We start from the raw sequence: 26777 nt of genomic DNA, 5'->3' as shown, positions 1-26777 counted from the left end.
CTACGACGCAGATTCAATGCGTCAACATCGCTGACCTTCATTGCCCGTGTGTCCGCCCAGGACCGTGGCGGGGTGGCACGAACGGGTCAGTCGGACAAGCCATCCTGGCTCGCTTCAAATAACGCCATGGCCTCGACATGCGCCGTCTGAGGAAACATATCGAGAATCCCGGCACGTTTTAACCGGTAGCCCTGCTTGATCAGTTCGACCGTGTCCCGGGCCAAAGTTGCCGGGTTGCACGATACATAAACCAACCGTTTGGCGCCCAGGGACGCCAGCTTGCGTACCACCTCGAAAGCACCGTCACGGGGTGGGTCCAAGAGTACCGCAGAAAAGCCTTCGCCGATCCACTGCGCAGTCGTCAGGGGCTGGGATAAATCGGCCTGAAAAAAAGCAGTGTTATTCAAATTGTTGCTGACAGCGTTGGCCGCCGCACGGTCCACCATGGCCTGCACGCCTTCCACGGCCACCACTTCACGCACCGTCCGGGCCAACGGCAAGGCGAAATTGCCCAGGCCGCAGAACAGGTCCAGCACCCGCTCATCGGGCTGCGGCGCCAGCCATTGCAAGGCCTGGACGATCATCGCCTCATTGACGTGGGCGTTCACCTGGATGAAATCCCCCGGCCGGTAGGCCAGCTCCAGCGCCCAGGTGTCCAGGCGGTAACCCAGGGCCTGGCCCGGCGCCACCGGTTGCGGCTCGCCCTCGCCGTGCAGCCACAGCTGGGCCTGATGGAAGTCGCAAAAATCCTTGAGGATCGTCAGGTCGGCCTCGGACAGCGGCGCCATGTGCCGCAGCAGCACTGCCAGGGACGAACCGGCGAACAACTCCACATGCCCCAACGCCTGGGGTTTGCTCAAGCGCCTGAGCATGTCCGGCAAGCGGCTCATGATCGGCTGCAAGGGCTGTACCAGCACCGGGCAATCATCGATGGCGACGATGTCCTGGCTGCCAGCGGCGCGAAACCCCACCTCGAGTCGTTTCGCCTTCTGATCCCAGCGCACGGCCACGCGGGCACGGCGCCGATAAGCGAATTCGGTGCCACTCAGTGGCGCGGCCCATTGCTCCGGGTCCACACCGGCCACCCGCGACAATTGCTCGGCGAGCATGCGCTGTTTCAGGGCAAGCTGTTCGGCGTGGGGCAGATGCTGGACGCTGCAACCGCCACAGCGACCGGCATGCACACAAGACGCCGGACGCCGCAGTTCACTGGGCAGGAACACACGCTCGGTGCGGGCCTCGACCACTTTGCCGTGGGCACCCAGCACCCGTGCCTCGACCTCTTCGCCGGCCAGCGCGCCGATGACGAACCAGGTACGCCCGTCGACGAAGGCAATGCCCCGGCCATCGTTGGCCAGGCGCTCGATGGTCAGGCGCTGCTTTTTACCGGTGGGCACTTGCGGGGCCCGGCTTCCGCCACTGGGCTGGAAGCGCAAGCCTCTTTCTTGCCTGGCCATCAGTTGGGCGCGTCGAAAATGCCGGTCGACAGGTAGCGGTCGCCGCGGTCGCAGATGATCGCGACGATCACCGCGTTTTCAACCTCCTTCGACAAGCGCAGCATGCCCGCCACGGCACCGCCCGAAGAGACGCCGCAGAAAATGCCCTCCTCGCGCGCCAGGCGACGGGTCACGTCTTCGGCTTCGGCCTGGGCCATGTCGATGATGCGGTCCACGCGATCGGCCTGGTAGATCTTCGGCAGGTATTCCTCGGGCCAGCGACGGATGCCGGGGATGGCCGCGCCTTCCATCGGCTGCAGGCCGATGATCTGCACGTTCGGGTTCTGTTCCTTCAAATAGCGCGAGGTGCCCATGATGGTGCCGGTGGTGCCCATCGAGCTGACGAAATGAGTGATGCTGCCGCCGGTCTGGCGCCAGATCTCGGGGCCGGTGGTGGTGTAGTGGGCCTCGGGGTTATCGCCGTTGGCGAACTGGTCGAGCACCTTGCCACGGCCCTCGGCCTGCATGCGCTCGGCCAGGTCCCGGGCACCTTCCATGCCCTGCTCCTGGGAGACCAGGATCAGCTCGGCACCGTAGGCGGTCATGGCCGCCTTGCGCTCGGCGCTGGAGTTGTCGGGCATGATCAGGATCATCTTGTAGCCCTTGATCGCGGCCGCCATGGCCAGGGCGATGCCGGTGTTGCCGGAGGTCGCCTCGATCAGCGTGTCACCCGGCCGGATCTGCCCGCGCAATTCACCACGGGTGATCATCGACAATGCCGGCCGGTCCTTGACCGAACCCGCCGGGTTGTTGCCTTCGAGCTTGAGCAAAAGCGTATTGCTGGTGGCGCCGGGCAAGCGCTGCAAACGGACCAGCGGAGTGTTGCCGACGCAATCGGCGATGGTGGGGTACTGCAAAGTCATGGCGTATTCGCAATCCGGGCTGCGGGGGCGCCTATCATACCGGCAAACCCGGCGAGGCCATATCACGCAAAGTGAGGTGGTTATGGCTTATGGGAATAAGCGCATAAGCTGCAAGCTGCAAGCTGCAAGCAAGGAGCACAGTGCACAGTGCACAGTGCACAGTGCACACATTTTTGTGGCGAGGGGATTTAGCGAAACGTCGCACCGCCCCGTTGGGGCGCGTAGCGGCCCCCGACCAGATGTTCAGACAGTCATTGGGCAATCAGGTTTGGGGCTGCTGCTCAGCCCAGCGGGAGCAAGCTCCCTCGCCACGGGGGCTCACTGGCGATTAGCAGCAGGTTAAGGCGTAATCCCTTTCTCACGTTCTCGGCCCACATCCCCCCGCCCTGACGCAGCACCGCATTGCGCGCGATGCTCAGGCCCAACCCGAAACCGCCGTCCCCCGGACGAGAGCCGTCGAGGCGGATGAAAGGGTCGAAGATGCGTGAAAGGTCCTGCTCGGCCACCCCGCCGCCCTCGTCCTCCAGCCACAGATGCCAGTGGGCGCCGTCGCGTTGGCCGGCCAACCGCACGACGCCGCCGGGCGGTGAGTGGCGGATGGCGTTGCGCAGGACGTTTTCCAGGGCCTGGGCCAAGGTATTGAGGTTGCCCTGGACCCAGCAATCGGCAGGCACGCTGCAATGCAGTTGGTCAGCGGGCCAGCCGCTTTCGTAACAGGCATTTTCGCTGAGCATTTCCCACAGTGCCTGGACCTGGATCGCCTCGCCTGGCAACGGTGCGCGCTCGGTGTCGAGCCAGGCCAGTTGCAACGTGTCGTCCACCAGCCGCTGCATGCCGGCGACTTCCCGCGCAACGCGTTCGCGCAGTTGCGGCAGCACCTGCTCGCTTTCGCTGGCCACCTGCAAGCGGCTGAGCGGCGTGCGCAGTTCATGGGACAGGTCGCGCAACAACTGCTGTTGCAGGGCAACCGTGGATTGCAGGCGCTCGGACATGTGATCGAAGGCACGTCCCAGCTCGCCCAGTTCATCGGTCCGGTTGGTCGTGTGGCTGGACAGGCGCACGTTCAATTGATCGGCCCGCCAGGCGTTGGCCTGTTCGCGCAGTTGGTTGAGCGGCACCACCAGCAGGCGATACAGGCCCACACACAGCAGCAGGGTGAACAAGCCCGGAATCACGCCGTTGGTGATCACGCGCCAGAACACCCGGTACTGCCCTGGCAGGAAGCGCTCGGGCAGCTCGATCACCAGGCTGCCGACGGACGGGTCACCGGGAAACGGCACCCGCAGCCACGGACGGCCCTTCTTGTGGATCGGCCAGTCGAGGCCGCGCAGGAACGTCAGGCGTTGGGTTTCACTGTCGGTCAGCGGGCGGTCGCCGAGCGATTGCAAGTCACCGCCAATGACCCCGACCCAACTCGCTTCCCGCTGCTGCATGCCTTGCAGCCATTGCTCGACACCAGACTGCTGGCCGGCATACCAGGCCTGTTCGGCTTCGGCGGCGTAGCGGGTCAGCGTGCCGCGGGCTTCGTCCGAGAGGAACTGGTTGCGCACCTCCATGTAGCGGCCCCAGGACCAGCTCAACCAGATCATCAGCAGACAGAACGCCACCAGCAGGCACGCCAGTTTCCAGAACAGCGAGTGCCGGCCCGGCAGGTCAGACCATTTCATCGTCGGCACTCAACACGTAGCCCTTGCCCCACACCGTGCGCACCTGGCGCGCGCCGTAGTCGATCGCCTTGAGCTTGCGACGGATCTGGCTGACGTGCATGTCCAGGCTGCGGTCGTGAGGTGCGTAACCGCGTTGCAGGACATGCTGATAAAGGAAGGCCTTGCTCAACACTTCATCGCCGCTGCGATGCAGGACTTCCAGCAAGCGGTATTCACTGCGGGTCAGCCCGGCCCATTGTCCGCCGACGTGTACATCGCCACGCTCTTCGTCGAAGGCCAGGTCCCGGGCCTGGCGAGCGCTCACCGCCGGCGCCGGCCGTCGGTCCAGCGCCACCCGCCGCAGGATGGCTTCGATACGCACGTGCAGCTCTGCCATGCTGAAGGGCTTGGGCAAGTAATCGTCGGCGCCCAGGCGAAAGCCACTGATGCGATCAGCCTCGGCCCCTAGCGCCGACATCAACAGCACCGGGGTCGAGTGGCTCTGGCGCAGGCGGGTCAGCGCCGCGAGGCCATCCAGGCCCGGCAACAGGATGTCCATCAGCACCACGTCGAAAGCCTGCTGGCAGGCGATGTCCAGGCCTTCCTGGCCATTCTGGCACCAGGTCACGTCGAACCCGCTGCGGCCCAGGTGCTCATGCACGTAGGCGCCCAGCACGGGATCGTCTTCGATGGACAGAATGCGCGGATGAACGGCGGAAGTGGGATTCATGACTATCTGCAAATAATTCTCAGTTGGCGATTATTCAAGATCAACCCCCAAGAGGCAACCACCGCCTACGCCCTTCGCCCGGCGACCGCGATGCGCGGCGACTTGAATTTTACGAAGATTGCCCGCCTGCAAATCGCTACACTGCGCAGGTACTGCGTGCCGGATGCGCGCAACGCTTAATCGAACCGCTGGATGCAGGAGACAAGTGTGCTCAAGAAACTGGGAATCAAAGGCCGCGTGCTGTTGCTGACCCTGTTGCCGACCAGCCTGATGGCGCTGGTTTTGGGCGGCTATTTCACCTGGATGCAGCAATCTGACCTGCACGCCCAGTTGCTGCAACGTGGCGAAATGATCGCTGAACAGCTGGCCCCGCTGGTCGCCCCCGCCATGAGCCGGCAAGACACCGAACTGCTGGAGCGCATCGCCACTCAGTCGTTGGAACAAACCGACGTACGCGCCGTGACCTTCCTCGCCCCCGACCGCTCGCCGCTGGCCCACGCCGGCCCGACCATGCTCAACCGGGCGCCGGAGGGCAACAGCACGCAGTTGCTGCAACGCACCGGCAACGACGCCACGCGCTACCTGCTGCCGGTCTTCGGCAAACACCGCAACCTGGCGGGCGAACTGATTCCCGAAGAGGCCGACCGCCTGCTGGGCTGGGTCGAGCTGGAGCTGTCCCACAGCGGCATGTTGTTGCGCGGTTATCGCAGCCTCTTCGCCAGCCTGTTGCTGATTGCCGCCGGCCTGGGCCTGACCGCACTGCTGGCCCTGCGCATGGGCCGCACGATCAACCGCCCGTTGAGCCAGATCAAGCAGGCCGTGGCCCAGCTCAAGGACGGCCACCTGGAAACCCGCCTGCCGCCCTTGGGCAGCCAGGAGCTGGACGAACTGGCGTCGGGCATCAATCGCATGGCCGGCACCTTGCAGAATGCCCAGGAAGAACTGCAGCACAGCATCGACCAGGCCACCGAGGACGTGCGCCAGAACCTGGAAACCATCGAGATCCAGAACATCGAGCTGGACCTGGCGCGCAAGGAAGCCCTGGAAGCGAGCCGGATCAAATCCGAATTCCTGGCGAACATGAGCCATGAGATCCGCACTCCGCTCAACGGCATTCTCGGTTTCACGCACCTCTTGCAGAAAAGCGAGCTGACCCCGCGCCAGCTCGACTACCTGGGCACCATTGAAAAATCCGCCGACAGCCTGCTGGGCATCATCAACGAGATCCTCGACTTCTCGAAGATCGAGGCCGGCAAGCTGGTGCTCGACAGCATCCCGTTCAATCTGCGGGACCTGCTGCAGGACACCCTGACCATCCTCGCCCCCGCCGCCCATGCCAAGCAATTGGAACTGGTGAGCCTGGTGTACCGCGACACGCCGTTGTCGCTGGTGGGCGATCCGTTGCGCCTCAAGCAGATCCTCACCAACCTGGTGAGCAACGCCATCAAGTTCACCCGCGAGGGCACCATCGTCGCCCGGGCCATGCTCGAAGACGAACACGAAGACAGCGTGCAGTTGCGCATCAGCATCCAGGACACCGGCATCGGCCTGTCTGCCCAGGACGTGCGGGCGCTGTTCCAGGCGTTCAGCCAGGCCGACAATTCGCTGTCGCGTCAGCCGGGCGGCACCGGGCTGGGCCTGGTGATTTCCAAGCGCCTGGTGGAACAGATGGGCGGCGAGATCGGCGTGGACAGCACGCCGGGCGAAGGCTCGGAGTTCTGGATCAGCCTGCGCCTGCCCAAGACCCGCGACGACGCCGAGGACCTGCCCGGCCCGCCGTTGCTGGGCCGGCGCGTGGCGCTGCTGGAAAACCACGAGCTGGCGCGCCAGGCCTTGCAGCACCAGCTCGAAGATTGCGGCCTGCACGTCACGCCCTTCAACACCCTGGAAAGCCTGACCAACGGCGTCACCGTTGCCCACCCCACCGACCAGGCGTTCGACCTGGCCGTGCTGGGCATCACCAGCAACGACATGCCGCCGGAACGCCTCAACCAGCACATCTGGGACCTCGAACACCTGGGCTGCAAGGTGCTGGTGCTGTGCCCCACCACCGAACAGACGCTCTACCACCTCTCGGTGCCCAACCCCCACAGCCAGTTGCAGGCCAAGCCCGCCTGCACCCGCAAGTTGCGCCGCTCGTTGTCCGACCTGGTGAACCCACGGCCAACCCGCAGCGAGCCGAACGAGCCGGTGGCCAGCCGCGCGCCCAAAGTGCTGTGCGTGGATGACAACCCGGCCAACCTGTTGCTGGTGCAGACCCTGCTCGAAGACATGGGGGCCAAGGTGCTGGCGGTGGAAAGCGGCTATGCCGCGGTCAAGGCCGTGCAGAAGGAAACCTACGACCTGGTGCTGATGGATGTGCAGATGCCCGGCATGGACGGGCGCCAGAGCACCGAGGCGATCCGCCAGTGGGAAAGCGAGCGCCACTGCACGCCGCTGCCGATCGTTGCCCTCACCGCCCATGCCATGGCCAACGAAAAACGCGCCCTGCTGCAAAGCGGCATGGACGACTACCTGACCAAGCCCATCAGCGAACGGCAACTGGCCCAGGTGGTGCTCAAATGGACCGGCCTGGCCTTGCGCAATCAGTCGCCGGAGCGCCACGGCGACGCCCAGGCCGGCGGTGAACTGCTGGTGCTCGACCACGAGGAGGGCCTGCGCCTGGCCGCCGGCAAGGCCGACCTGGCGGCGGACATGCTGGCGATGTTGCTGGCGTCCCTGGAAGCCGACCGCGAAGCGATCCGCCAGGCCAGCGAGGCCAACGATCACAACGCCTTGATCGAACGGGTCCATCGCCTGCACGGGGCGACGCGCTACTGCGGGGTTCCGCAACTGCGCGCCGCCTGCCAGCGCAGCGAAACCCTGCTCAAGCAACAGGACCCCAAGGCCGCCGCCGCCCTGGAAGAACTGGAGCGCGCCATCAATCGGCTGGCGAGCGAGGCCCGTATCAGCGCCTGACACAGGACAATAACCGTCGGGGCCATCACGGCTAAGCTGATGCCATCCAAGCCTCAGGAGGCCGCCATGCGTGTGATTCTTTTCAGCAGCCAGACCTACGACCGCGACAGTTTCAGCAACGCCCCGGCCCCCGCCGGCCTTGAACTGCAGTTCCAGCCGGCGCGCTTGAACCTGGACACCGTCGCCCTGGCCGAACACCACGAAGTGGTCTGCGCCTTCATCAACGACGACCTCAGCGCCCCGGTGCTGGAGCGGCTGGCAAGCGGCGGGACCCGGCTGATCGCCCTGCGCTCGGCCGGCTACAATCATGTCGACCTGCCGGCCGCCCAGCGCCTGGGGCTGGCCATCGTCCGGGTGCCGGCCTACTCGCCCCACGCCGTCGCCGAACATGCGGTGGCGCTGATCATGGCCCTCAATCGCTGCCTGCACCGCGCCTACAACCGTACCCGCGACGGTAACTTCAGCCTGCATGGCCTCACCGGCTTCGACCTGGTGGGCAAGACCGTCGGCGTGATCGGCACCGGGCAGATCGGCGCGACGTTCGCGCGGATCATGGCCGGCTTCGGTTGCCGGTTACTGGCTTACGACCCCTACCCCAATGCCCAGCTCGAAGCGCTGGGCGCCCATTACTTGCCGCTGCCGCAACTGTTGGAACAGGCGCAGATCATCAGCCTGCACTGCCCGCTCAACGAACAGAGCCGCCATTTGATCAACGCCCAATCCCTGGCCGCGATGCAACGCGGCGCCATGCTGATCAACACCGGGCGCGGCGGGCTGGTGGATACGCCGGCGCTGATCGAAGCGCTGAAGAGCGGTCAGTTGGGCTACCTGGGGCTGGATGTCTATGAAGAAGAGGCACAACTGTTCTTCAAGGACCGCTCCGACCAGCCCCTGCAGGACGACGTCCTGGCCCGGCTGCTGACCTTTCCCAACGTGATCGTCACCGCCCACCAGGCCTTCCTGACCCATGAAGCGCTGGCGGCGATCGCCACGACCACCCTGGACAACATCGCCGCCTGGGCGGCTGGCACGCCACAGAACCTGGTAGATGGCTGACCTGCTCTATCAGCCAACACATAACTCCCGTGGGAGCGCGCTTGCTCGCGAAGGCGGTGTGTCAATCGAACATTTGCTGGCTGACACACCGCTTTCGCGAGCAAGCCCGCTCCCACAGGATGGAGTTTCGTCGGCAAGACTCGTGGTTGCCCATCCCCAGCCATGCCCCCGTGCTAGCATGTCGCGCCTATTTGGAGGACCCATGGCCGAACACGATTTCCGCTACACCCTGATGAACCCGCAGCACACCTTGACCGAAGTCCGCGCCTTGGCGCCGGGCCGCTATCAGGTCACCGGCAATGGCGGGTCGATCCAGGCCAACGATGTCCTGCTGGTCACCCTCAAGGGCAGCAAGGACCTGTCCATGCGACTGACCGTGGACACCGTCCGGCACCTGCTCAAGCCCATGGGCCAATGGACTGCCATGACCACCGGCCCCGTGTTCGGCGAACTGGCGATTCACACCTGGCAGGTCAACTGCGACGGCTGCGCCAAGGCTCTGAGCTTCGAGTTCGCCGTCGATGCCCATCTGGGCGTCAAGGCCCAGAAGCCAGCCGCCAACGCGCGTATCGCCGAGTTGGGCTGGACCACGGTCGGTGAAAAACACCTGTGCCCGAAATGCCAGGAAGCAGCCTGATGAAACACACGGCCCTGGCCGCGTTGATCGGCATGAGTCTGATGGGTTGCGCCGTTGAACCTGTGCAACTGCAGCACAACCGCAGCTACATCCTGGAGTGGATCGGCGAACGGCCGTTGATGGACTACAGCCACCTGACCATCACCCTCGGCGACGATGGTCGCGCCTATGGCAACGGCGGCTGCAACCACTGGTTTGCCGCCTACACCCTGCAAGGCCACCGCTTGAGCTTCGGCAAGATCGGCAGCACCCGCAAGCTCTGCGCCCCGGCCGTGATGGAGCAGGAAGGCCGCTTCTTGCAGGCACTGGAAAAGGTCGAGCGCTGGGACATCGCGCCCAACGAACAGATGCGCTTCTGGCCGGCCCAGGGCAAGCCGCTGCGCTGGTGGTTGGAAGAAGGCTGAGCCCCCCTGTGGCGAGGGAGCTTGCTCCCGCTGGACTGCGCAGCAGGCCCTGAGTTTTAGCCGGCACATCGCGGGTAGCAGATGGGTTGGGGCTGCTTCTCAGCCCAGCGGGAGCAAGCTCCCTCGCCACAAAAGCGCATCTCAGGCTATTTGAGCGCCTGCAACGCCTCCAGCTTGGCCATCACCCCCGCCGCCGTCTGCTCCCCCAGCAACTGTTCGCGCAGCTTGCCCTGGTTGTCGATGATGTAGGTCACCGGCAGCCCTTCACTGCGTGGCAGGTCGAAGATCTCGGCCGGGTCGCGAGCCAATACGGTGAAGCGGATGCCCATCTTGTCGCTGGCGCTCTTGAGCTCCTCGCCCTGCACCTGGTCGAAATTGACCCCGAACACGCCGATGTTGCGGTCCTTGAGCTGATCGGCCAGGGCGTTGAACTCGGGAATTTCGGTGCGGCATGGCGCGCACCACTCCGCCCAGTAGTTGAGCACCACCCATTGCTTGTCCAGCCGCTGCGAGGCGATGGCCTGGCCGTTCTGGTCCACCCCGTAGTCGTTGCCGCAGCCGGCGAGCAACAAAATGCCCATGAATGTCAGTGCCGCCGTCAGTCGCCTTGCCATGTGCCGATCCTTGTCTGAATGTGAGCCGCCGCGACCCGTTGCCTCTGTTGGGTGCTTGGGGCCTCGCGGCACAGTAGAATAGCCGCCACCTTACGCAAGATGCGACCCGCTCATGACCGATCTGACGCTTTATCACAACCCGCGCTGCTCGAAATCCCGCGGTGCGCTGGAACTGTTGGAGGCCCGCGGCCTGACGCCCACCGTGGTCCGCTACCTGGAAACCCCATTGGACGCCGCGCAACTGGAACGCCTGCTGGGCAAGCTCGGCATCACCGCCCGGCAACTGCTGCGCACCGGTGAAGAGGCCTACACAGAACTGAACCTGGCCGACGAAAGCCTGAGCCAGGCGCAGTTGATCGCCGCCATCGCCGCCCACCCGAAACTCATGGAACGGCCCATCCTGGAAACCGCCGACAAGGCCGTGATCGGTCGTCCGCCGGAGAAAATCCTGGAGATCCTGCCGTGAGCACACCGTACATCCTGGTGTTGTATTACAGCCGCAGCGGCTCGACCCATGAGATGGCCCGGCAGATTGCCCGTGGCATCGAGCAGGCCGGGCTGGAAGCCAGGCTGCGCACGGTGCCGGCGATTTCCACCGAATGTGAAGCGGTGTCGCCGGACATCCCCGAGCAAGGCCCGCTTTACGCCACCGTCGATGACCTCAAGCACTGCGCCGGCCTGGCCTTGGGCAGCCCGACCCGTTTCGGCAACATGGCCGCGCCGTTGAAGTATTTCCTCGACGGCACCAGCAACCTGTGGCTGACCGGCGCCCTGGTGGGCAAGCCGGCCGGGGTGTTCACGTCCACGGCCAGCCTGCATGGCGGCCAGGAAACCACCCTGCTGTCGATGATGCTGCCGCTGTTGCACCACGGCATGCTGATTACCGGCCTGCCCTACAGCGAGTCGGCGCTGATCGACACCGAAGGCGGCGGCACGCCCTATGGGCCGAGCCATCACGCGGGAAGCGACGGCAAGCGCGGCCTGAACGAACACGAAGTCGCGCTGTGCCGGGCCCTGGGTTCGCGCCTGGCGAAGACGGCACAGTTGCTGGAGAAAGGCCGTGGCTAAGAAGCCCAAGATCCTGCCGCCCATTGCGTGGCTGGAACCGCGGGTGCGCATCGCCCGCCTCCTCAGCCTGCTGTGCTTCTTCGGCCTGGTGGGGTTGCTCAGCGCCTATTACCTGCTGATCGCCGACCTGCACGGTGCGCGGCCCTGGGTCATCCTGCTGATCGAGCTGGTGCCGCTGCTGATCCTCGCCCCCGGCATGCTCACCGGCAGCGCCCGCGGACACTCGTGGATGTGCTTCGTGGTGAACCTGTATTTCATCAAGGGCGCGCTGGCGGCCTATGACCCGAACCGGCAGTGGTTCGGCGTGCTGGAAATGGCCGCAAGCCTGGCGCTGTTCTGCTCGGCCTTGCTGTATGTGCGCTGGCGGTTTCAGTTGAACCGCCGGTTGGCGGGGGAAGGCGATATCTCCGGCGCCTGATAGGCCGCCTTCGCGGGCAAGCCCGCTCCCACACCGGATGTGTGAACACCACAGACCTCATGTGGGAGCGAGCTTGCTCGCGAAGGGCGTGACGCGGTCTCAATGATTGACGGTGTAGGCCAGCATCATCGAAATCTGCGACATCGGCCTTCCACCACTCTCTTCATGCCAGCGGTTGAAAGCATTCTGCACCGTCGCCAGGTCCCGCAGGCTGGTGGGGACTTTGTCGATGATCTCCTGGGCATTGAGCGCGGCCACCACGTCATAACTCGGTACAAAGGTGTCCTTGCCCATCATCCGCAGGAAGCGCGGCGCCGACAGGCCGCCCAGTTGATGGCCGTGTTTCTTCAGATAGGTCCACAGGCCGACGATGTCGGTCACCGGCCAGTCGGCGATCAGCGCACCGAAGCTGCCTTTTTCGTGGGCCACATCCAGGATCAATTGGGCGTTGCGCGGCACGCTCTTGAGCTTGCCCAGGTGGCGGATGATCCGTGCGTCCTGCATCAGTCGCTCCAGGTGTTCGGCACTCATGAGCACGACTTTTTCCGGGTTGAACTTGAAGAACACCTCTTCGAACGCCGGCCACTTGGCATCCACCAGGCTGTGCTTGAGGCCCGCGCGAAAGATCCGCAGCGCCATGGTCGAAAGGTAGCGGTCGTCACTGATCTTGCGCAATTGCGCCGGGGTCTTGGGAACAGGCAGGTGGGCTTCCAGTTCAGCCGCCGAACCGAAGCGGTTCAGACAATACTCGTGCAGCCACTTGTAATCGCGCATGCCCTCTCCTGGGGTCAGAAATGAAAACGGCGCTCGCGAGCGCCGTGAAACAGAGGCCTTGGCCGTGTCAGAGGTTCACCACGTTGACGAAGCGCGGCGTGGCGTTTTCGTCGATGCGCAGGCTGGTGAAGTCGAACAGGTTGCGATCCGCCAGTTGCGATGGGACAACGTTCTGCAGGCCTCGGAAGATGCTCTCGGTACGCCCTGGGGTCTTGCGTTCCCATTCCTGGAGCATTTCCTTGACCACCTGGCGCTGCAGGTTCTCCTGGGAACCGCAGAGGTTGCAGGGGATGATCGGGAATTGCTTGAAGTCCGAATAGGCCTGGATGTCCTTCTCGTTGCAATAGGCCAGCGGCCGGATCACCACGTTGCGCCCGTCATCGGCCCGCAGCTTGGGCGGCATGGCCTTGAGCGTGCCGTTGTAGAACATGTTCAGAAAGAACGTCTCGACGATGTCGTCGCGGTGGTGCCCCAGGGCCATCTTGGTCGCGCCGATCTCGTCGGCGAAGGTGTAGAGCGTCCCGCGCCGCAGGCGTGAACACAACGAGCAAGTGGTCTTGCCTTCGGGAATCAGTTCCTTGACCACCGAATAGGTGTCTTTCTCGACGATGTGGTATTCCACGCCCAGCGACTCGAGGTAGGCCGGCAGCACGTGCTCGGGGAAACCGGGCTGCTTCTGGTCCATGTTCACGGCGACGATGTCGAACTTGATCGGGGCAACCTTCTGCAAGTGCATCAGCACATCGAGCAGGGTGTAGCTGTCCTTGCCGCCGGACAGGCAGACCATGACCTTGTCACCGTCCTCGATCATGTTGAAGTCGGCGACCGCCTCACCGGCCAGGCGGCGCAGACGCTTTTGCAGTTTGTTCTGGTTGACCGTAAGAGTGCCCATGACGCGAAATCCGTGAGGTGTGACGAAAGGCCGGCATTTTACGCAAAAAACCCCGGATGTGGCACCGTCCCCTGTGGCGAGGGAGCTTGCTCCCGCTGGGCTGCACAGCAGCCCCTGAGCTTTAGCCGACACATCGCGGGTGGCAGATGCATTGGGGGGCTGCTTCGCACCCCAGCGGGAGCAAGCTCCCTCGCCACGGGGATTTCCTACAAGCCTAGGTGTGCACAGACCCATCGGCGATTAACCCGCCAACCGACAGCGCAATTTGCTCTAAGCCTCCCATCCCGCTGGCGATAACTCCTTTCTATACTGCGGCATAAGGTCGCACACACATACAGACCTTTACTTACTTGGCCATTTGGCCCGTAGGCGCTCCGTTGGGGGGCGATGGCAATAACAAAGGAGTGACTGACTATGATCCATCATGTCGTGGGACTCTTTACCCACCCTGATCAAGAATGGAAGGAGATCCGTGGCGATCAGGAGGAAAGCATCAGCCACATGTACCTGACCCACACGCTGATCCTGGCGGCCATCCCCGCCATATCGGCGTTCATCGGTACCACGCAGGTGGGCTGGGTCATCGGCAACCGCCCTCCGGTGATGCTGACGCAGGAAAGCGCGCTGTGGATGACGGTCATGTCATACCTGGCGATGCTGGGCGGCGTGGCGGTGATGGGCGCCTTCATCCACTGGATGGCCCGCACCTACGACGCCAACCCGAGCCTGGCCCGTTGTGTCGCGTTTGCCACCTACACGGCAACCCCTTTGTTCATCGGTGGCCTGGCGGCGCTCTACCCGCACATGTGGCTGGGGATGATCGTCGGCACGGCGGCCATCTGCTACACGGTCTACCTGCTGTACGTGGGCCTGCCGACCTTCATGAACATTCCCCAGGACGAAGGCTTCCTCTTCTCCAGCTCGGTGCTTGCCGTCGGCCTGGTGGTGCTGGTTGCCATCATGGCGTTCACGGTGATCGTCTGGGGCCTGGGCGTTGGCCCGGTGTATACCAATTAACCGCAAGAAGCCCCTCCGATAACAAGCAATCCTGCCAACACAGGCCGCCGCAAGGCGGCCTTCCTGTGTTGGCAATGGCGAAAACGACCGCTGGGCGCCCCGGCGATTCGCAACGGTCGATGCTTGCGGCATACTCGGGTTTCTGGAGACCCGTACAGCATGCTCGAGCAACTCAATACCCGCGTCGAAGAGTGTTACCAACAAGCCGAAACCTTTTTCAAACGTCCTTTCAAACGCCCGGTGGTCAGCTTCAAATTGCGTGGCCAGAAAGCCGGGGTCGCTCACCTGCATGAGAACCTGCTGCGCTTCAACCCACAGTTGTACCGGGAAAACGCCGATGACTTCCTCAAGCAGACCGTCGCCCACGAAGTCGCACACCTGATCGCCCACCAACTGTTTGGCGAGCGCATCCAGCCCCATGGCGAAGAGTGGCAACTGATCATGCGCGGGGTGTACGAACTGCCGCCCAATCGCTGTCACACCTACGCCATCAAACGCCGCAGCGTGACCCGCTACATCTACAAATGCCCGTGCGACGGCAGCGACTTCCCGTTCTCGGCCCAGCGCCACAGCCTGGTGCGCCAGGGACGCAGGTACTTGTGTCGCAGTTGCCGGGGGACGTTGGTGTTCAGTGGGGAGACGCGGGTGGAGTAGCCTGATTTTGCGGTGCCTGAACTGACCTCTTCGCGAGCAAGCCCGCTCCCACAGGGACTTATGTACACCGTAGGTCCGATGTGGGAGCGGGCTTGCTCGCGAAGGGGCCCTAAAAAGCACTACAAAATCACTTTGTCATCGCGTAATCGGGCAATCCGCTCAACACTGAACCCCAGCTCCCCCAACACCTGGTCCGTATGCTCCCCAACCTTCACGCCAATGTGCCGGGGCGCGGGCAGCCCATCCGAAAATTTCAGCGGACACGCCATCTGGGCCTGGTGCGAACCATCGCCCCGAGGCACCTGGGTCACCACCTCGCGCGCCTGCAACTGCGGGTGTTGCAACGCTTCGTCCAACCCCAGCACCGGCTCGACACAGGCATCGATGCCCGCGAACAACCGGCACAACTCGGCGAAATCATGTTTTTCGAACTCGACCTGCAGCGCCTGCTTGAGCGCCCGCTGTTGCGCGGGGTCGGGCGAGAGGCCCTGGGTCGCCAGTTCCGGTCGCCCCAAGGCCTCGCACAGGGCCTGCATGAAACCCGGCTCCAGGCTGCCCACCGACATCCAGCGGCCCTCCCGCGTGCGGTAATAGTCATAGAAACTGCCGCCATTGAGCATCTGGCTTTCAAACCCTGGCACCTGACCGCAGGCCAGGTACCCGGCACCGGCCAGGGCGTTCAGGCTGAAGACACAGTCGGTCATGCTGACGTCCAGGTGTTGGCCCCGCCCGGTCTGCTGCCGGGCGATCACCGCCGCCAACAGCCCGATCACTCCATGCAGCGAGCCACCGGCGATATCGGCTGCCTGGATCCCCAGCGGCAGCGGCCCGCTGTCGGCGCGACCGGTGTGGCTGGCCAGGCCTGCCACGGCCAGGTAGTTGATGTCGTGGCCGGCGCGTTCCTTGTACGGCCCGGTCTGGCCGTAGCCGGTGATCGACACGTAGATCAGCCGCGGATTGATGGCCTTCAGCGCTTCGTATCCCAGGCCCAGTCGCTCCATGACCCCGGGCCGGAACTGCTCCAGCAGGATGTCGTGGTCGGCGAGCAAGGCCTCGATCACCGCCAGCGCCTGTGGCTGCTTGAGGTCCAGGGCGAGGCTGCGCTTGTTGCGGTTGAGGTACGCGTGGCTGGCAGACACCCCGTGGTCATGGGGCGGCAGCATCCGCAACAGATCCGCACGGTTCGGCGACTCGATGCGCAGTACCTCGGCGCCCATGTCGGCCAGCAGCAACGAGGCGAACGGGCCGGGCAGCAGGGTCGAAAAGTCCAGAACCTTGAGCGATGCCAATGGGCCTTGCATGAGCGATCTCCGAAGGGTGATGGCTCAAGCCTAGGCAGGGATGAGAGACGGGGCAATTACCGCGGGTGTTGTTTGGGGTGACCAATGCGCTCAAGAAGCGAGCCGTGGCGAGGGAGCTTGCTCCCGCTGGGTTGCGCAGCAGCCCCACACTGCAATGCATCAGATAACACAAGGGGCCCGCTGCGCAGGCCAGCGGGAGCAAGCTCCCTCGCCACAGGGGGTGCAGTGGCCTTTTCGTCAGTCATGAAAAAACCCGCCGAGGCGGGTCTTTTCAGTGCAGGCTGACGCTTACTTCACAGCGCCCGGTGCTTCGGCTGCCGCAATCTGCTCGTCCTCTTCGCGGACGTCGGAGATGCCGCGACCACCGGAAGCCAGTTCGGCGTGCAGTTGGTCTTCGTCCAGTTCCTTGACCCACTTGGCAACCACGACCGTGGCAACGGCGTTGCCCACCAGGTTGGTCAGGGCGCGGGCTTCGGACATGAAGCGGTCGATACCCAGGATCAGCGCCAGGCCGGCCACCGGCAGGTGACCCACGGCCGACAGGGTGGCGGCCAGTACGATGAAGCCGCTACCAGTCACGCCGGCAGCCCCCTTGGACGACAGCAGCAACACCAGCAGCAGGGTGATCTGGTGGGTGATGTCCATGTGGGTGTCGGTGGCCTGGGCGATGAACACCGCGGCCATGGTCAGGTAGATCGAAGTACCGTCCAGGTTGAACGAGTAGCCGGTCGGGATGACCAGGCCAACGACAGACTTCTTGGCGCCCAGGCGTTCCATCTTGATCAGCATGCGTGGCAGGGCCGATTCCGACGAGGACGTGCCCAGCACGATCAGCAGCTCTTCACGGATGTAGCGAACCAGCTTGATCACGCTGAAGCCGTGGATGCGGCAGATGGCACCCAGCACGACCAGCACGAACACCACGCAGGTGATGTAGAAGCAGATCATCAGTTGGCCCAGTTGCACCAGCGAACCGACACCGTAGGCGCCGATGGTGAAGGCCATGGCACCGAATGCACCCAGGGGCGCCAGCTTCATGATCATGTTGATGATGATGAACATGACGTGGGCGAAGCGGTCGATGAAGTCCAGGACCGGCTTGCCGTAGGCGCCCAGGCGATGCAGGGCGAAACCGAAGATCACCGAGAACATCAGCACTTGCAGAATGTCGCCGTTGGCGAACGCGCCGACGATGGTGTTCGGGATCACGTTGAGGATGAAGGCAACGATGCTCTGGTCTTTACCGGCGGAGATGAAGCCGGCGATCTTGCTGGTGTCCAGGGTCGACACGTCGATGTGCATGCCGTTACCCGGTTGCACGACGTTGACCACGACCAGGCCGATCAGCAGGGCGATGGTGGAGACGATCTCGAAGTACAGCAGCGCATAGCCGCCTGTCTTGCCGACCGACTTCATGTTCTGCATGCCGGCGATACCGCTGACGACGGTACAGAAGATGATCGGGGCGATGACCATTTTGATCAGTTTGATGAACCCGTCACCGAACGGCTTGAGGGCAACACCGGTCTGCGGGTAGAAGTGGCCGAGCAAAATACCGATGGCAATGGCTACGATCACCTGGAAATACAGGGATTTGTACAGGGGCTGACGAGTTGTCATGGCAAACCTTCCTCAAGCGTCCCGTGCGACAACATCCACCTGTCGTCCACGAAACCTCAATTGCGAACCCTCCTGCACTGGAGGGATTTGTTTTGTCGGCTGCACGCGGCAGACCTACCTAACGCATCGCAAAGCGCGTGCCATTTTTGCGAAACCTCCTACATCCGGTATAGCAGACGGGTTGGCGCATTCCACAAGGGTTTAAACAGGGCGTGTAAGGTGGCGGTTTTCCGCCTGATGGCCGCTTCCCGCTCCGGAATTTGGCGGATATCCGCCTTGTCCAGGTCCGTCGCGCTGCTACCATCGCCGGCTTAACGGACGGATTTCTTGCCATGCGCCAACGCACGATCGCCAGCCATTTCGCCCGCGCAGCCCTGGGTGGCGCGCGCCGGCAAGGCTTCGATTACCTTCCCCTGCTGCAACAGTTGGGCATCAGCCCCCAATTGCTGGAGGAGTCACGGGCGCGCATCGCGCCGGAACAGTTCGCGCGCCTGTTGCAGGCGCTGTGGCAACAACTGGACGATGAATACCTGGGGTTCGGCCGGGCGCCGAGTAAACCCGGGACGTTTGCAATGATGTGCCACGCGTTGATCCACTGCCGAACCCTGGGCAAGGCGCTCCAGCGCGGCCTGTTGTTCTACGGCCTGTTCCCCGACGCCCCGCGCCTGACGCTGGAAGCCGAAGGCGAGCGGGTACGGCTGGTGCTGGACGACTCGCCGCTGTGGGACCCGGATCACTTCCTGAGCGAAAGCCTGCTGGTGATCTGGCATCGCCTCGGCAGTTGGTTGATCGGCCAGCGGATCGGCCTGGAACAGGCGACGTTCGGCTACGCGAGGCCCGCCCACGCGGCCGAGTACGACTTGCTGTTCCCCTGTCCGTTGGTGTTCGGGGCTCCCAGCAGCAGCCTGTTGTTCCACAGCCGCTACCTGGACATGCCGTTGCTGCAGGACGAACGCACCCTCAAGCATTTTCTCGAACGCTCCCCCGCCGACCTGCTGTCGCGCCCCGACGACGGCCACAGCCTGAGCAGCCAGCTGCGGCGCCTGCTCAGCCGCGACACGGCACGCTGGCCCGACCTGGACACCGTGGCGAGCCACCTGCACATCAGCCCCCAGACGCTGCGCCGGCACCTGCGCGAGGAAGGCACCAGTTTCCAGGCGCTCAAGGACCAATTGCGACGGGATATCGCCATCTATCACCTGGGACATGCGCAGCTGTCATTGCAGGAGATTGCCGAGCAGCTGGGGTTCTCGGAACCGTCGGCGTTTCATCGGGCGTTCAAGAAGTGGACGGGGGTGACACCGGGGGCTTATCGGGAGCAGGAGATCTGAGTGGCAGCATCCGGTTTTGGTAGGCCTCTTCGCGGGCAAGCCCGCTCCCACATAGGTCTCGTGAGCACCGCAAATCCCCTGTGGGAGCGGGCTCGCCCGCGAAGAAGCCAGTAGCCACACCGAAAAAACCCAGTCATACCACCGGAAAATGAATCCGGAACGCCGCGCCGCCCAGTTCCGAATCCCCCAGGGTCAACGTGGCGCCGTAGCTTTCGATGATGTCCTTGACCACCGCCAGGCCAATCCCCTGCCCCGGGTGCTGGCGGTCGAGCCGTTCGCCACGCTGGAGAATCCGCGCCCGCTGATCCGGCGGTACGCCCGGCCCATCGTCCTCGACGCACAGCTCCGTGCCGCCGAGGGTCTGGTGGACGCTGACGCGCACCTGCCCCAGGCAGAGTCGATAGGCGTTTTCCAACAGGTTGCCGAGCATTTCCAGCAAAGCGCCCTGCTCGATCGGCACCTGGCAGTGCTCCGGCAGGTCTAAACCGACATCGACCCGTTTATCGCGATAGACCTTGTCCAGGGTGTCGCACAGGCTTTGCAACACCGGCCGCAAGGAGACCTGGTGACGCACCAGCCCGCTCTTGCGCAGGCTGGCACGCTGCAACTGGTAGCCGATCTGCTGGCTCATGCGTTCGATCTGGGATTGCAGGACCCAGGCCTGGTCCCGGTCCGCGGGGCGCCGGGCCATGTCTTCGCTGACGCCCTGCAACACCGCCAGCGGGGTTTTCAGACTGTGGGCCAGGTCATCGAGGGAGTCACGGTAGCGGCTGCGCTGCTCGCGCTCGCTGTACAGCAGGCGGTTGAGGGAGCCGGTCAGGCGCAACAGCTCGCGGGGGTGCTCGGTGCTGAGGCTGTCCCGGGCCCCGCTTTCGATTTCGTCCAGCTCCTGGCTCAAGCGCCGCAAGGCCCGCAGGCCCCAGGTCAGGCCGATCCACAACAGCGCCAGCAATACCAGCAGGGCCGCGCCAAAACCCAGGTAGAGATTGTCCCGCAGGCCTTGCAGGGTCACCTCGTAGTCGCGGACCGGTTGCAGGGTGACGATACTGAAGGCCGCGTTCTGCCCGCCGAGCAGTTGGATCTCGACGTCATAGACGAAAAACTCCTGGCCATCGTTCTCGCGGATTCGCGCGAACTGGTTGCCCTGGCCGTCGTAGCGCGGCGTGTAGTTGATGTTTTCTTCCCGCGTGGCCTTCGAGCGCCACACCAATCGCCCGTCGCGGTCATAGATGTAGCCCAGCAACCGGGCATCGGCGAGGTTGAAGCGCTCGTCGGGCAGTTGCGTCGGCATCTTCAAGCGGTTGTTTTCCACCCGGGCGGCGGAAATCAGCGTGGTCACGTCCGACGCCAGGCGCTGCTCGATGGACTCCTGCAACGCCAGGCTGAACGCACCTTGCATCGCCGGCAGCAGCGCCAGCATGAACAACACCGCCAGGGTCATGGCGGCCAGCATCAAGCGCAGGCGTAGCGAACGAATCACTGGCAGCGCTCGTTGAACAGGTAGCCCAGCCCGCGCACGGTGTCGATCGGCTTGAAGCCACCGGGGGCCTCCAGCTTGCGGCGCAGGCGCCCGACCAGCACTTCGATGACATTCGGATCGCGCTCGTCGTCATCGGGATACAGCTGTTCCATCAAGCGGTCCTTGGCGACCACCTGCTGGTGATGACGCATCAGGTACTCGAGGATGCGGTACTCGTAGGCGGTCAGGGCCAGGGGTTCTTCGTCGAGGGACGCCTGCTTGCGGTTGAGGTCCAGCAGCAATGGCCCGGCGACGATGGTCGACTGGGTGAAGCCGCTGGAGCGCCGCAACAGCGCATTCAGGCGGGCTTCCAGCTCTTCGAACTGGAAGGGCTTGACCACATAGTCGTCGGCCCCGGCGGCCAGGCCCTCGACCTTGTCCTGCCAGTTGCCGCGGGCGGTCAGGATCAGGATCGGGAACGTCTTGTCCTGGGAACGCAGCCGGCGGATCAGCTCCAGGCCGCTGATGCCCGGCAGGCCCAGGTCGACGACGGCCAGGTCATGGTTGAATTCCGCGACCTGGTACAAGGCCTCTTCAGCGTTGGCGACGGCCTGCACCACGTGGCCGCTGTCGGTGAGACGGGTTTGCAGGTGATGACGCAGCAGAGCCTCGTCTTCGACGACCAGTAATTTCATGAAGCCTCTCCCCAGGCAAATCAAACGATCCAGTGCTGTGTACCACAACGAAAGGCGCCGGATCGTCTTGGACCGATCCGGCGGGATACGCTCACCCCACGCCGCTTAGAACGTGTAGTTGGCCGACAGGTAGGTCTGGGCGCTGCTGGTCAGGTCCAGCGAGCCGACCTTGTCGCCACCGTGGGGGCTCATCTCGGTGCTGGCGTTGCTGCGCAGGTAACGGTAACCCAGTTCTACCGAGGTGTTCTGCGAAATTTGTTGCAGGACGCCGCCCTGCAAGCCCACGGCGTAACCGATGTCGCTGTCGCGGCTGTAGCCGGGGGAATCCTGGGTCAGCTTGGTCAGGCCCGCCGTGCCACCGCCGAACAGCTTGGTGGTGCTGGTGACCGGATAGAACACGTCGTAGCTGCCCAGCAGGTTTTCCTGGCGCAGCTTGATGCCGTTGTGAGTACCCGAGACATTGTCATAGGTGGCGTAGTAGCGACCCTGATCGTTCTGCTTGCCCAGGCGAATGCCATAGGTGGTGTCTTTACCGATGATGCCGTCGGCGTTCGGGTGGTTCAGGTTGTCGTTCAAGGCATCGGACTTCTTGACCTTGTCGCTGGTCTGGCCCAGGGTCAGGCTGGCGAAATTGTCATCGGCGTGGGCCATGGCGCTGGCGCCCAGCACGGTGAAAGCCAGCAGCAGTTTCTTCATCGCAGTCATGATCAAATTCCTTTCAAGCGTGGGTGGTGGGTGAAGTCGCAGTCACGTTAACCAGCGGTCCCTGAACACCCCTTGAACGTTCTCTGAACCTTGGCTGAATGAATCGGCTAGAGTGTCTTGTCCCATACGCCCCCCTCTCAAGGAGATCCACCATGCGCAGGTTGCTTGCCGTTGCACTTCTGGCCCTCAGTGGCATGAGCCACGCCGCTGTCCAGACCCAGGAGATTCCCTACACCAGTGCCGACGGCACGAAGCTGATCGGCTATTACGCTTTCGACGACGCCGTCAAAGGACCGCGCCCGGGCGTGGTGGTGGTGCACGAGTGGTGGGGGCTGAACGATTACGCCAAGCGTCGCGCCCGTGACCTCGCCGGCCTGGGCTACAGTGCCCTGGCCATCGACATGTACGGCGACGGCAAGAACACCGAGCATCCGAAGGACGCCATGGCGTTCATGCAGGCCGCGCTCAAGGATGGCAAGGCCGCCAGTGCGCGCTTCCAGGCCGGGCTCGACCTGCTGAAGAAGCAGCCCCAGACCGACCCGGACAAACTCGCCGCCATTGGTTACTGCTTCGGCGGCAAGGTGGTGCTGGACGCCGCGCGCCAGGGCGTGCCGCTGGCCGGCGTGGTGAGCTTCCACGGTGCCCTGGTGACCAACACCCCGGCCACGCCCGGCAGCGTCAAGGCCAAGGTACTGGTCGAGCACGGCGCGCTGGACAGCATGGTCACTGAAGAGAACGTGAAGGCGTTCAAGAGCGAGATGGACAAGGCCGGCGCCGACTATAAGTTCGTCAGCCTCGACGGTGCCAAGCACGGCTTCAGCAACCCTGACGCCGACCGCCTGAGCCACGGCGAGCACGGCGGGCCGGACATCGGCTACAACAAGGCGGCCGATGAAAAATCGTGGGCGGACATGCAGGCGTTCTTCAAGAAGATCTTCGATTGATCCCGTAGATCCCGTGGCGAGGGAGCTTGCTCCCGCTCGGGTGCGCAGCGCCCGCAAATTTCGGGGGCCGCTGCGCAGCCCAGCGGGAGCAAGCTCCCTCGCCACAAAAGCCTTGTTCACTCAGGACATCATTGCTCCCACTACCCAGCTCCCGGGCAACCCGGCAAAATGCCCGCCATGAACGCACTCCCCACCCTACCCGCCTGCTGCTCGCCCCTGGATGAACACTGGCCGTTGCCCGAACCCCTGCCCGGTACGGTGCTGCTGAGCACCCGCTTCGATCCAGCACGGCTGGGCGCGGATGACTTCCTGAACAGCGCCATCGAGCCGCCGGCGAGCATCCAGCGTTCGGTGGCCAAGCGCCAGGCCGAATTCCTCGCCGGGCGCATCTGTGCCCGGGCCGCTTTGCAACGGCTCGATGGCCAGCCTTGCGTGCCGGCCATTGGCGAAGACCGGGCCCCGGTGTGGCCGGCCCATGTCAGCGGCTCGATCACCCATAGCAACGGCCACGCGGCCGCCATCGTCGCCAGGAAAACCCACTGGCGAGGACTCGGCATGGACCTGGAAAACCTGCTGGAACCCGAGCGCGCCGAGCGCCTGTGCGGTGAAATCCTCACCCCACCCGAGCTGCTGCGCATGGCCACCCTAAGCCGCGATGACCGGGCCCTGCTCGTGACCCTGACCTTTTCCGTGAAGGAAAGCCTGTTCAAGGCGCTGTACCCCCTCGTTGGGCAGCGCTTTTATTTCGAGCATGCCGAGGTGCTGGATTGGACACGCGATGGACAAGTGCACCTGCGCCTGCTGACGGACCTGTCGAGCGAATGGCGCCATGGCAGTGAGCTGCAGGCGCAGTTCGGGGTGCAGGATGGACAGCTATTGAGCCTGGTGGGGATCAAGGCCTGAGATAGGTGGTGGCTGTAAGGGCCTCTTCGCGAGCAAGCCCGCTCCCACATCTGGAATGCATTCCACTCAGTGGGAGCGGGCTTGCTCGCGAAGACGGCGGATCAGGCGCTGCATCATTCAAGACCGATCCTGATGCCGCGGCCAGCTCAAGCTGAAACATGCCCCGCCCAGGCTCTTGCTCTTGCCGATCAACGCCCGGCCGTCGTGCCAGTGGATGATCCGCCGCACGATCGACAGGCCCAGACCATGCCCGCCCGAAGCGCGGGCGCGGCTGTCGTCCAGGCGCAGGAAGGGCTTGAAGATGCGCTCCCAGGCCGCCTCCGGCACGCCTGGCCCGTCATCCTCCACGTCTACCCGACAACGCAACTGGCCCACCTGGTAGCTGACGGTCACCCGCGAGCTGGCGTGGCGCATGGCGTTGCCCACCAGGTTCTGCAAGGCCCGGTGCAGGAACCGTGGCTCGGCCTCGACCCAGGCGCCGTCACAATCGGCGGCCGACAGGCATAGCCCGCGCTCGACGGTGATACCAGCGCGCAACGGGCCCAGTTCATCGATCACCTGATTGACCAGCGCGTCCAGGTCCACCCGCTGGAAATTCAACGCCGGCGAACCCTGCTCCAACCGGGCGTAGGTCAGCATCTCGTCCACCAGCCGGTCGAGGTCTTCGATGTCGTGGTCCATGCCCGCCAGGTATTTGTCCCGGGCCTGGGGCGTGGAGGCCGTGCCGAGCATTTCCAGGCCGAAGCGCAGGCGCGCCACCGGGGTGCGCAGTTCGTGGGAGACCGCCCGCACCAGCTCACGCTGGATCGCCAGCAACTGTTGCAAGTGCTCGGCCATGCCGTTGAACGCAGCGGCCAGGCGTCCGACCGAGTCGGCGCCGCGAGCCGGCACCCGGGTTTCCAGGCTGCCCTGGGCGATTTGCGTAGCGGCCGACTCCAGGCCACGCAGGCGCCGCTCCAGTTGGCGCACCAGCAGGTAGACGATCAGGCCGATGAGGCTCAACCCCAACGCCGCGATCAGCACCAGCCATTGCGGCGGATAAGGGTTCATCTGATACAGCGGCCCGATCTCCAGGACCCACGGCGTGCCCACCATGCCGGCGAACACGCGGATCGAATCGCCGCCCTTGCCCAAGGCCATCACCGTATCGCCTTCGGATACGCGGCGGCGCTGGTCTTCGTCCATGTCCGCCTGCTCGGCGGTCATGAGGCGCAAATCGAAACCAAAGCCTTTTTCCTCCTTGAGTTGGGCGAGCCGTTGGGGTTGCTCAGCCACCGGGTAGCGCACCAGTTCGTCGGCCAACAGGTAGATGGTCGCCCGCGCCAGTTGCTCGCTGATCTGCTGGACTTCCCCCACCAGTACCAATTGCTCGCCATCGCTGACCAGGCGATAGACCTTCGCCGCGTGGGGCCCGGTCTGCTCGACCAACGCCTGGCCACGCAACACGCGGGTGCGTTGACTGAGGTCCAGGTGGGTCTGGGTGAATGTCTGCACCGTCAGGGGAATGCCCAGCAGGCGCTCCCAGACCAGCAGCGCCCGGTGCCGTTCGGTGTCGTTCATCGGCCGCAGGTTGTCGGCCATCAACGAGAACGTGCCGTGGGCCAGGCGCTCGCGGTATTGCTCGCTGCGGGCCTGGTTGAGCAGGTGCAGGGCCAGCACGCCCAGCACCGCCACCAGCACCAGGGCCGCGCACATGCCGCCATAGATACGCAGGAAGATCGAGTTCACGGCGCCGCGTCTACACAGGCTTCGGGCACGAACAGGTAGCCTTTGCTGCGCACGGTCTTGATCAGCCGTGGATGGTCCGGGTCGTCGCCGATCTTGGGACGGATGCGCGAAATGCGTACGTCGATGGACCGGTCCTGGCCGTCATAGCCGATGCCGCGCAACGCGGTGAAGATTTCTTCCCGGGACAGGATGCGCCCGGCGTTCGACACCAGCAGCCACAGCAGGTCGAATTCGGCGCTGGTCAATTCGATGCCATTGCCCTGCAACCAGGCTTCGCGCAGGGCGTTGTCCACCACCAGCGGGCCGAACTCCAGGCGGCGCGGCTTTTGCGTGGCGGACGGCTCCGGCTCACTGCGTCGCAGCAGGGCCTGGATCCGCGCCAACAGCAGGCGCGGGCGTACCGGCTTGCAGACGTAATCGTCGGCGCCCAGGTCCAGGCCCTGGATCTGGTCGGTGTCGTCGGTGCGGGCCGTGAGCATCAGGATCGGCCCGTCATACTGCTCGCGCACCTTGCGGCAGATGCTCAGGCCGTCTTCGCCGGGCAGCATCAGGTCGAGGATCACCAGGTCCGGTTGCTCGGCAATGATCCGCGCCGCCGCCACCGCCCCATCGCCCTCGATGGCCACGCGCAAGCCGTTGCTTTCGAGGTACTCACGGGTCAGCTCGGCCAGACGCTGGTCATCCTCGACGATCAATACCTGCCAGGCTTCTTGTTCCACTGGGGGCCTCGTCTTGCTGTGAGTATAAAAAAGAAGAATCAGCACTTACCTGTGGCGAGGGAGCTTGCTCCCGCTCGATTGCGCAGCAATCGCAAAAAGCGGGGCCGCTTCGCAGCCCAGCGGGAGCAAGCGCCCTCGCCACAAC

At 64.2% G+C, this 26777-nt stretch carries 26 protein-coding genes; 12 read left to right on the top strand and 14 right to left on the bottom strand.

The genetic code is table 11. The features are described 5' to 3' along the window. Nucleotides 1–86: 86 nt before the first annotated feature. The 4 genes from rlmD to AD664_RS08650 all read right to left on the bottom strand — a co-directional run bounded on the left by rlmD (nt 87) and on the right by AD664_RS08650 (nt 4735). Complete coding sequence (rlmD, locus tag AD664_RS08665; protein WP_053145907.1) at nt 87–1457, bottom strand: 23S rRNA (uracil(1939)-C(5))-methyltransferase RlmD; 1371 nt, start codon at nt 1455–1457, stop codon at nt 87–89. After that, a complete protein-coding gene (gene cysM, locus AD664_RS08660) occupies nt 1457–2359 on the bottom strand; it encodes a cysteine synthase CysM (RefSeq protein WP_047736536.1) in 903 nt (300 codons plus the stop codon). The genes rlmD and cysM overlap by 1 nt, the downstream gene beginning before the upstream one ends. A gap of 281 nt (nt 2360–2640) precedes the next feature. Beyond that, a complete protein-coding gene (locus AD664_RS08655) occupies nt 2641–4026 on the bottom strand; it encodes a sensor histidine kinase (RefSeq protein ID WP_053145905.1) in 1386 nt (461 codons plus the stop codon). Beyond that, entirely contained in the window at nt 4013–4735 is a 723-nt protein-coding gene (locus tag AD664_RS08650) for a response regulator transcription factor (protein WP_053145903.1), read from the bottom strand. Before AD664_RS08650 ends, AD664_RS08655 begins: the two co-directional genes overlap by 14 nt. Nucleotides 4736–4942: 207 nt before the next feature. On the opposite strand from AD664_RS08650, the gene AD664_RS08640 reads away from it, so the two are divergent. The 4 genes from AD664_RS08640 to AD664_RS08625 all read left to right on the top strand — a co-directional run bounded on the left by AD664_RS08640 (nt 4943) and on the right by AD664_RS08625 (nt 9790). Continuing rightward, nucleotides 4943–7693: a response regulator gene (locus AD664_RS08640; protein WP_053145899.1), complete on the top strand. Its 2751-nt coding sequence runs from the start codon at nt 4943–4945 to the stop codon at nt 7691–7693. A gap of 66 nt (nt 7694–7759) precedes the next feature. Then, nucleotides 7760–8749: a 2-hydroxyacid dehydrogenase gene (locus tag AD664_RS08635; RefSeq protein WP_053145897.1), complete on the top strand. Its 990-nt coding sequence runs from the start codon at nt 7760–7762 to the stop codon at nt 8747–8749. Between the two features lie 202 nt (nt 8750–8951). Next, nucleotides 8952–9386: a hypothetical protein gene (locus AD664_RS08630; protein WP_053145894.1), complete on the top strand. Its 435-nt coding sequence runs from the start codon at nt 8952–8954 to the stop codon at nt 9384–9386. Further along, nucleotides 9386–9790 carry an META domain-containing protein gene (locus tag AD664_RS08625; RefSeq protein ID WP_053145892.1) on the top strand — a complete coding sequence of 135 codons (405 nt, stop codon included), beginning with the start codon at nt 9386–9388 and terminating at the stop codon, nt 9788–9790. The genes AD664_RS08630 and AD664_RS08625 overlap by 1 nt, the downstream gene beginning before the upstream one ends. Nucleotides 9791–9936: 146 nt before the next feature. Here AD664_RS08625 and AD664_RS08620 read toward each other — a convergent pair whose 3' ends face one another. After that, on the bottom strand, nt 9937–10404 hold the full coding sequence (locus AD664_RS08620; protein ID WP_053145889.1) for a TlpA disulfide reductase family protein: 468 nt from the start codon (nt 10402–10404) through the stop codon (nt 9937–9939). Between the two features lie 112 nt (nt 10405–10516). On the opposite strand from AD664_RS08620, the gene arsC reads away from it, so the two are divergent. From arsC to AD664_RS08605, 3 genes are read left to right on the top strand one after another with little or no spacing between them, the layout of a single operon-like run. Continuing rightward, entirely contained in the window at nt 10517–10870 is a 354-nt protein-coding gene (arsC, locus tag AD664_RS08615) for an arsenate reductase (glutaredoxin) (protein WP_053145888.1), read from the top strand. Then, nucleotides 10867–11472, top strand: a complete 606-nt coding sequence (gene wrbA, locus AD664_RS08610; protein WP_053145886.1) for an NAD(P)H:quinone oxidoreductase — start codon at nt 10867–10869, stop codon at nt 11470–11472. Before arsC ends, wrbA begins: the two co-directional genes overlap by 4 nt. Continuing rightward, nucleotides 11465–11890 carry a DUF2069 domain-containing protein gene (locus AD664_RS08605; protein WP_053145884.1) on the top strand — a complete coding sequence of 142 codons (426 nt, stop codon included), beginning with the start codon at nt 11465–11467 and terminating at the stop codon, nt 11888–11890. The genes wrbA and AD664_RS08605 overlap by 8 nt, the downstream gene beginning before the upstream one ends. A 99-nt stretch (nt 11891–11989) precedes the next feature. Here the strand turns inward: AD664_RS08605 and AD664_RS08600 are convergent, their stop codons facing one another. Next, nucleotides 11990–12664 (bottom strand): DNA-3-methyladenine glycosylase I, encoded by a 675-nt coding sequence (locus tag AD664_RS08600; RefSeq protein ID WP_053145883.1) that lies wholly within the window; start codon nt 12662–12664, stop codon nt 11990–11992. 67 nt (nt 12665–12731) lie between these two features. Continuing rightward, nucleotides 12732–13556, bottom strand: coding sequence for a tRNA 2-thiocytidine(32) synthetase TtcA (ttcA, locus tag AD664_RS08595; protein WP_053145881.1), 825 nt, complete (start codon nt 13554–13556; stop codon nt 12732–12734). A gap of 414 nt (nt 13557–13970) precedes the next feature. Here ttcA and AD664_RS08590 point away from each other — a divergent pair, with 414 nt between their 5' ends. Together AD664_RS08590 and AD664_RS08585 are read left to right on the top strand one after the other, a co-directional pair. Next, nucleotides 13971–14573, top strand: coding sequence for a Yip1 family protein (locus AD664_RS08590; protein ID WP_047736546.1), 603 nt, complete (start codon nt 13971–13973; stop codon nt 14571–14573). A gap of 159 nt (nt 14574–14732) precedes the next feature. Continuing rightward, nucleotides 14733–15227 (top strand): SprT family zinc-dependent metalloprotease, encoded by a 495-nt coding sequence (locus tag AD664_RS08585; RefSeq protein ID WP_053145879.1) that lies wholly within the window; start codon nt 14733–14735, stop codon nt 15225–15227. A gap of 119 nt (nt 15228–15346) precedes the next feature. On the opposite strand, the gene AD664_RS08580 is transcribed toward AD664_RS08585, so the two are convergent. Continuing rightward, entirely contained in the window at nt 15347–16528 is a 1182-nt protein-coding gene (locus AD664_RS08580; RefSeq protein WP_053145878.1) for a CaiB/BaiF CoA-transferase family protein, read from the bottom strand. A gap of 288 nt (nt 16529–16816) precedes the next feature. After that, nucleotides 16817–18148, bottom strand: a complete 1332-nt coding sequence (locus tag AD664_RS08575) for a dicarboxylate/amino acid:cation symporter (protein WP_042731781.1) — start codon at nt 18146–18148, stop codon at nt 16817–16819. 332 nt (nt 18149–18480) lie between these two features. Here AD664_RS08575 and AD664_RS08570 point away from each other — a divergent pair, with 332 nt between their 5' ends. Further along, nucleotides 18481–19479: an AraC family transcriptional regulator gene (locus AD664_RS08570; RefSeq protein WP_053145876.1), complete on the top strand. Its 999-nt coding sequence runs from the start codon at nt 18481–18483 to the stop codon at nt 19477–19479. Nucleotides 19480–19612: 133 nt separating this feature from the next. Here AD664_RS08570 and AD664_RS08565 read toward each other — a convergent pair whose 3' ends face one another. The 3 genes from AD664_RS08565 to AD664_RS08555 all read right to left on the bottom strand — a co-directional run bounded on the left by AD664_RS08565 (nt 19613) and on the right by AD664_RS08555 (nt 22338). After that, nucleotides 19613–20959, bottom strand: coding sequence for an ATP-binding protein (locus AD664_RS08565; RefSeq protein WP_053145874.1), 1347 nt, complete (start codon nt 20957–20959; stop codon nt 19613–19615). Continuing rightward, a complete protein-coding gene (locus AD664_RS08560; protein ID WP_047736550.1) occupies nt 20956–21633 on the bottom strand; it encodes a response regulator in 678 nt (225 codons plus the stop codon). Before AD664_RS08560 ends, AD664_RS08565 begins: the two co-directional genes overlap by 4 nt. A 105-nt stretch (nt 21634–21738) precedes the next feature. Then, nucleotides 21739–22338, bottom strand: a complete 600-nt coding sequence (locus AD664_RS08555) for a membrane protein (RefSeq protein WP_042731785.1) — start codon at nt 22336–22338, stop codon at nt 21739–21741. Nucleotides 22339–22490: 152 nt separating this feature from the next. Between AD664_RS08555 and AD664_RS08550 the strand changes: the two genes are divergently transcribed. Together AD664_RS08550 and AD664_RS08545 are read left to right on the top strand one after the other, a co-directional pair. Then, the gene (locus AD664_RS08550; protein WP_053145872.1) at nt 22491–23282 is read left to right on the top strand and encodes a dienelactone hydrolase family protein; all 792 of its coding nucleotides are present in this window, start codon (nt 22491–22493) and stop codon (nt 23280–23282) included. A gap of 177 nt (nt 23283–23459) precedes the next feature. Further along, nucleotides 23460–24185, top strand: coding sequence for a 4'-phosphopantetheinyl transferase (locus AD664_RS08545; protein WP_218187107.1), 726 nt, complete (start codon nt 23460–23462; stop codon nt 24183–24185). A 117-nt stretch (nt 24186–24302) separates the two neighbouring features. Here AD664_RS08545 and AD664_RS08540 read toward each other — a convergent pair whose 3' ends face one another. Next, nucleotides 24303–25913: an ATP-binding protein gene (locus tag AD664_RS08540; RefSeq protein ID WP_042729791.1), complete on the bottom strand. Its 1611-nt coding sequence runs from the start codon at nt 25911–25913 to the stop codon at nt 24303–24305. Next, nucleotides 25910–26632, bottom strand: a complete 723-nt coding sequence (locus AD664_RS08535; RefSeq protein WP_042729792.1) for a response regulator transcription factor — start codon at nt 26630–26632, stop codon at nt 25910–25912. Before AD664_RS08535 ends, AD664_RS08540 begins: the two co-directional genes overlap by 4 nt. Between the last annotated feature and the right edge of the window lie 145 nt (nt 26633–26777).

Source organism: Pseudomonas sp. P97.38, assembly GCF_001269745.1.
GTDB classification, from domain to species: domain Bacteria; phylum Pseudomonadota; class Gammaproteobacteria; order Pseudomonadales; family Pseudomonadaceae; genus Aquipseudomonas; species Aquipseudomonas chlororaphis_E.
This window is presented reverse-complemented; position numbering and strand designations above follow the sequence as displayed.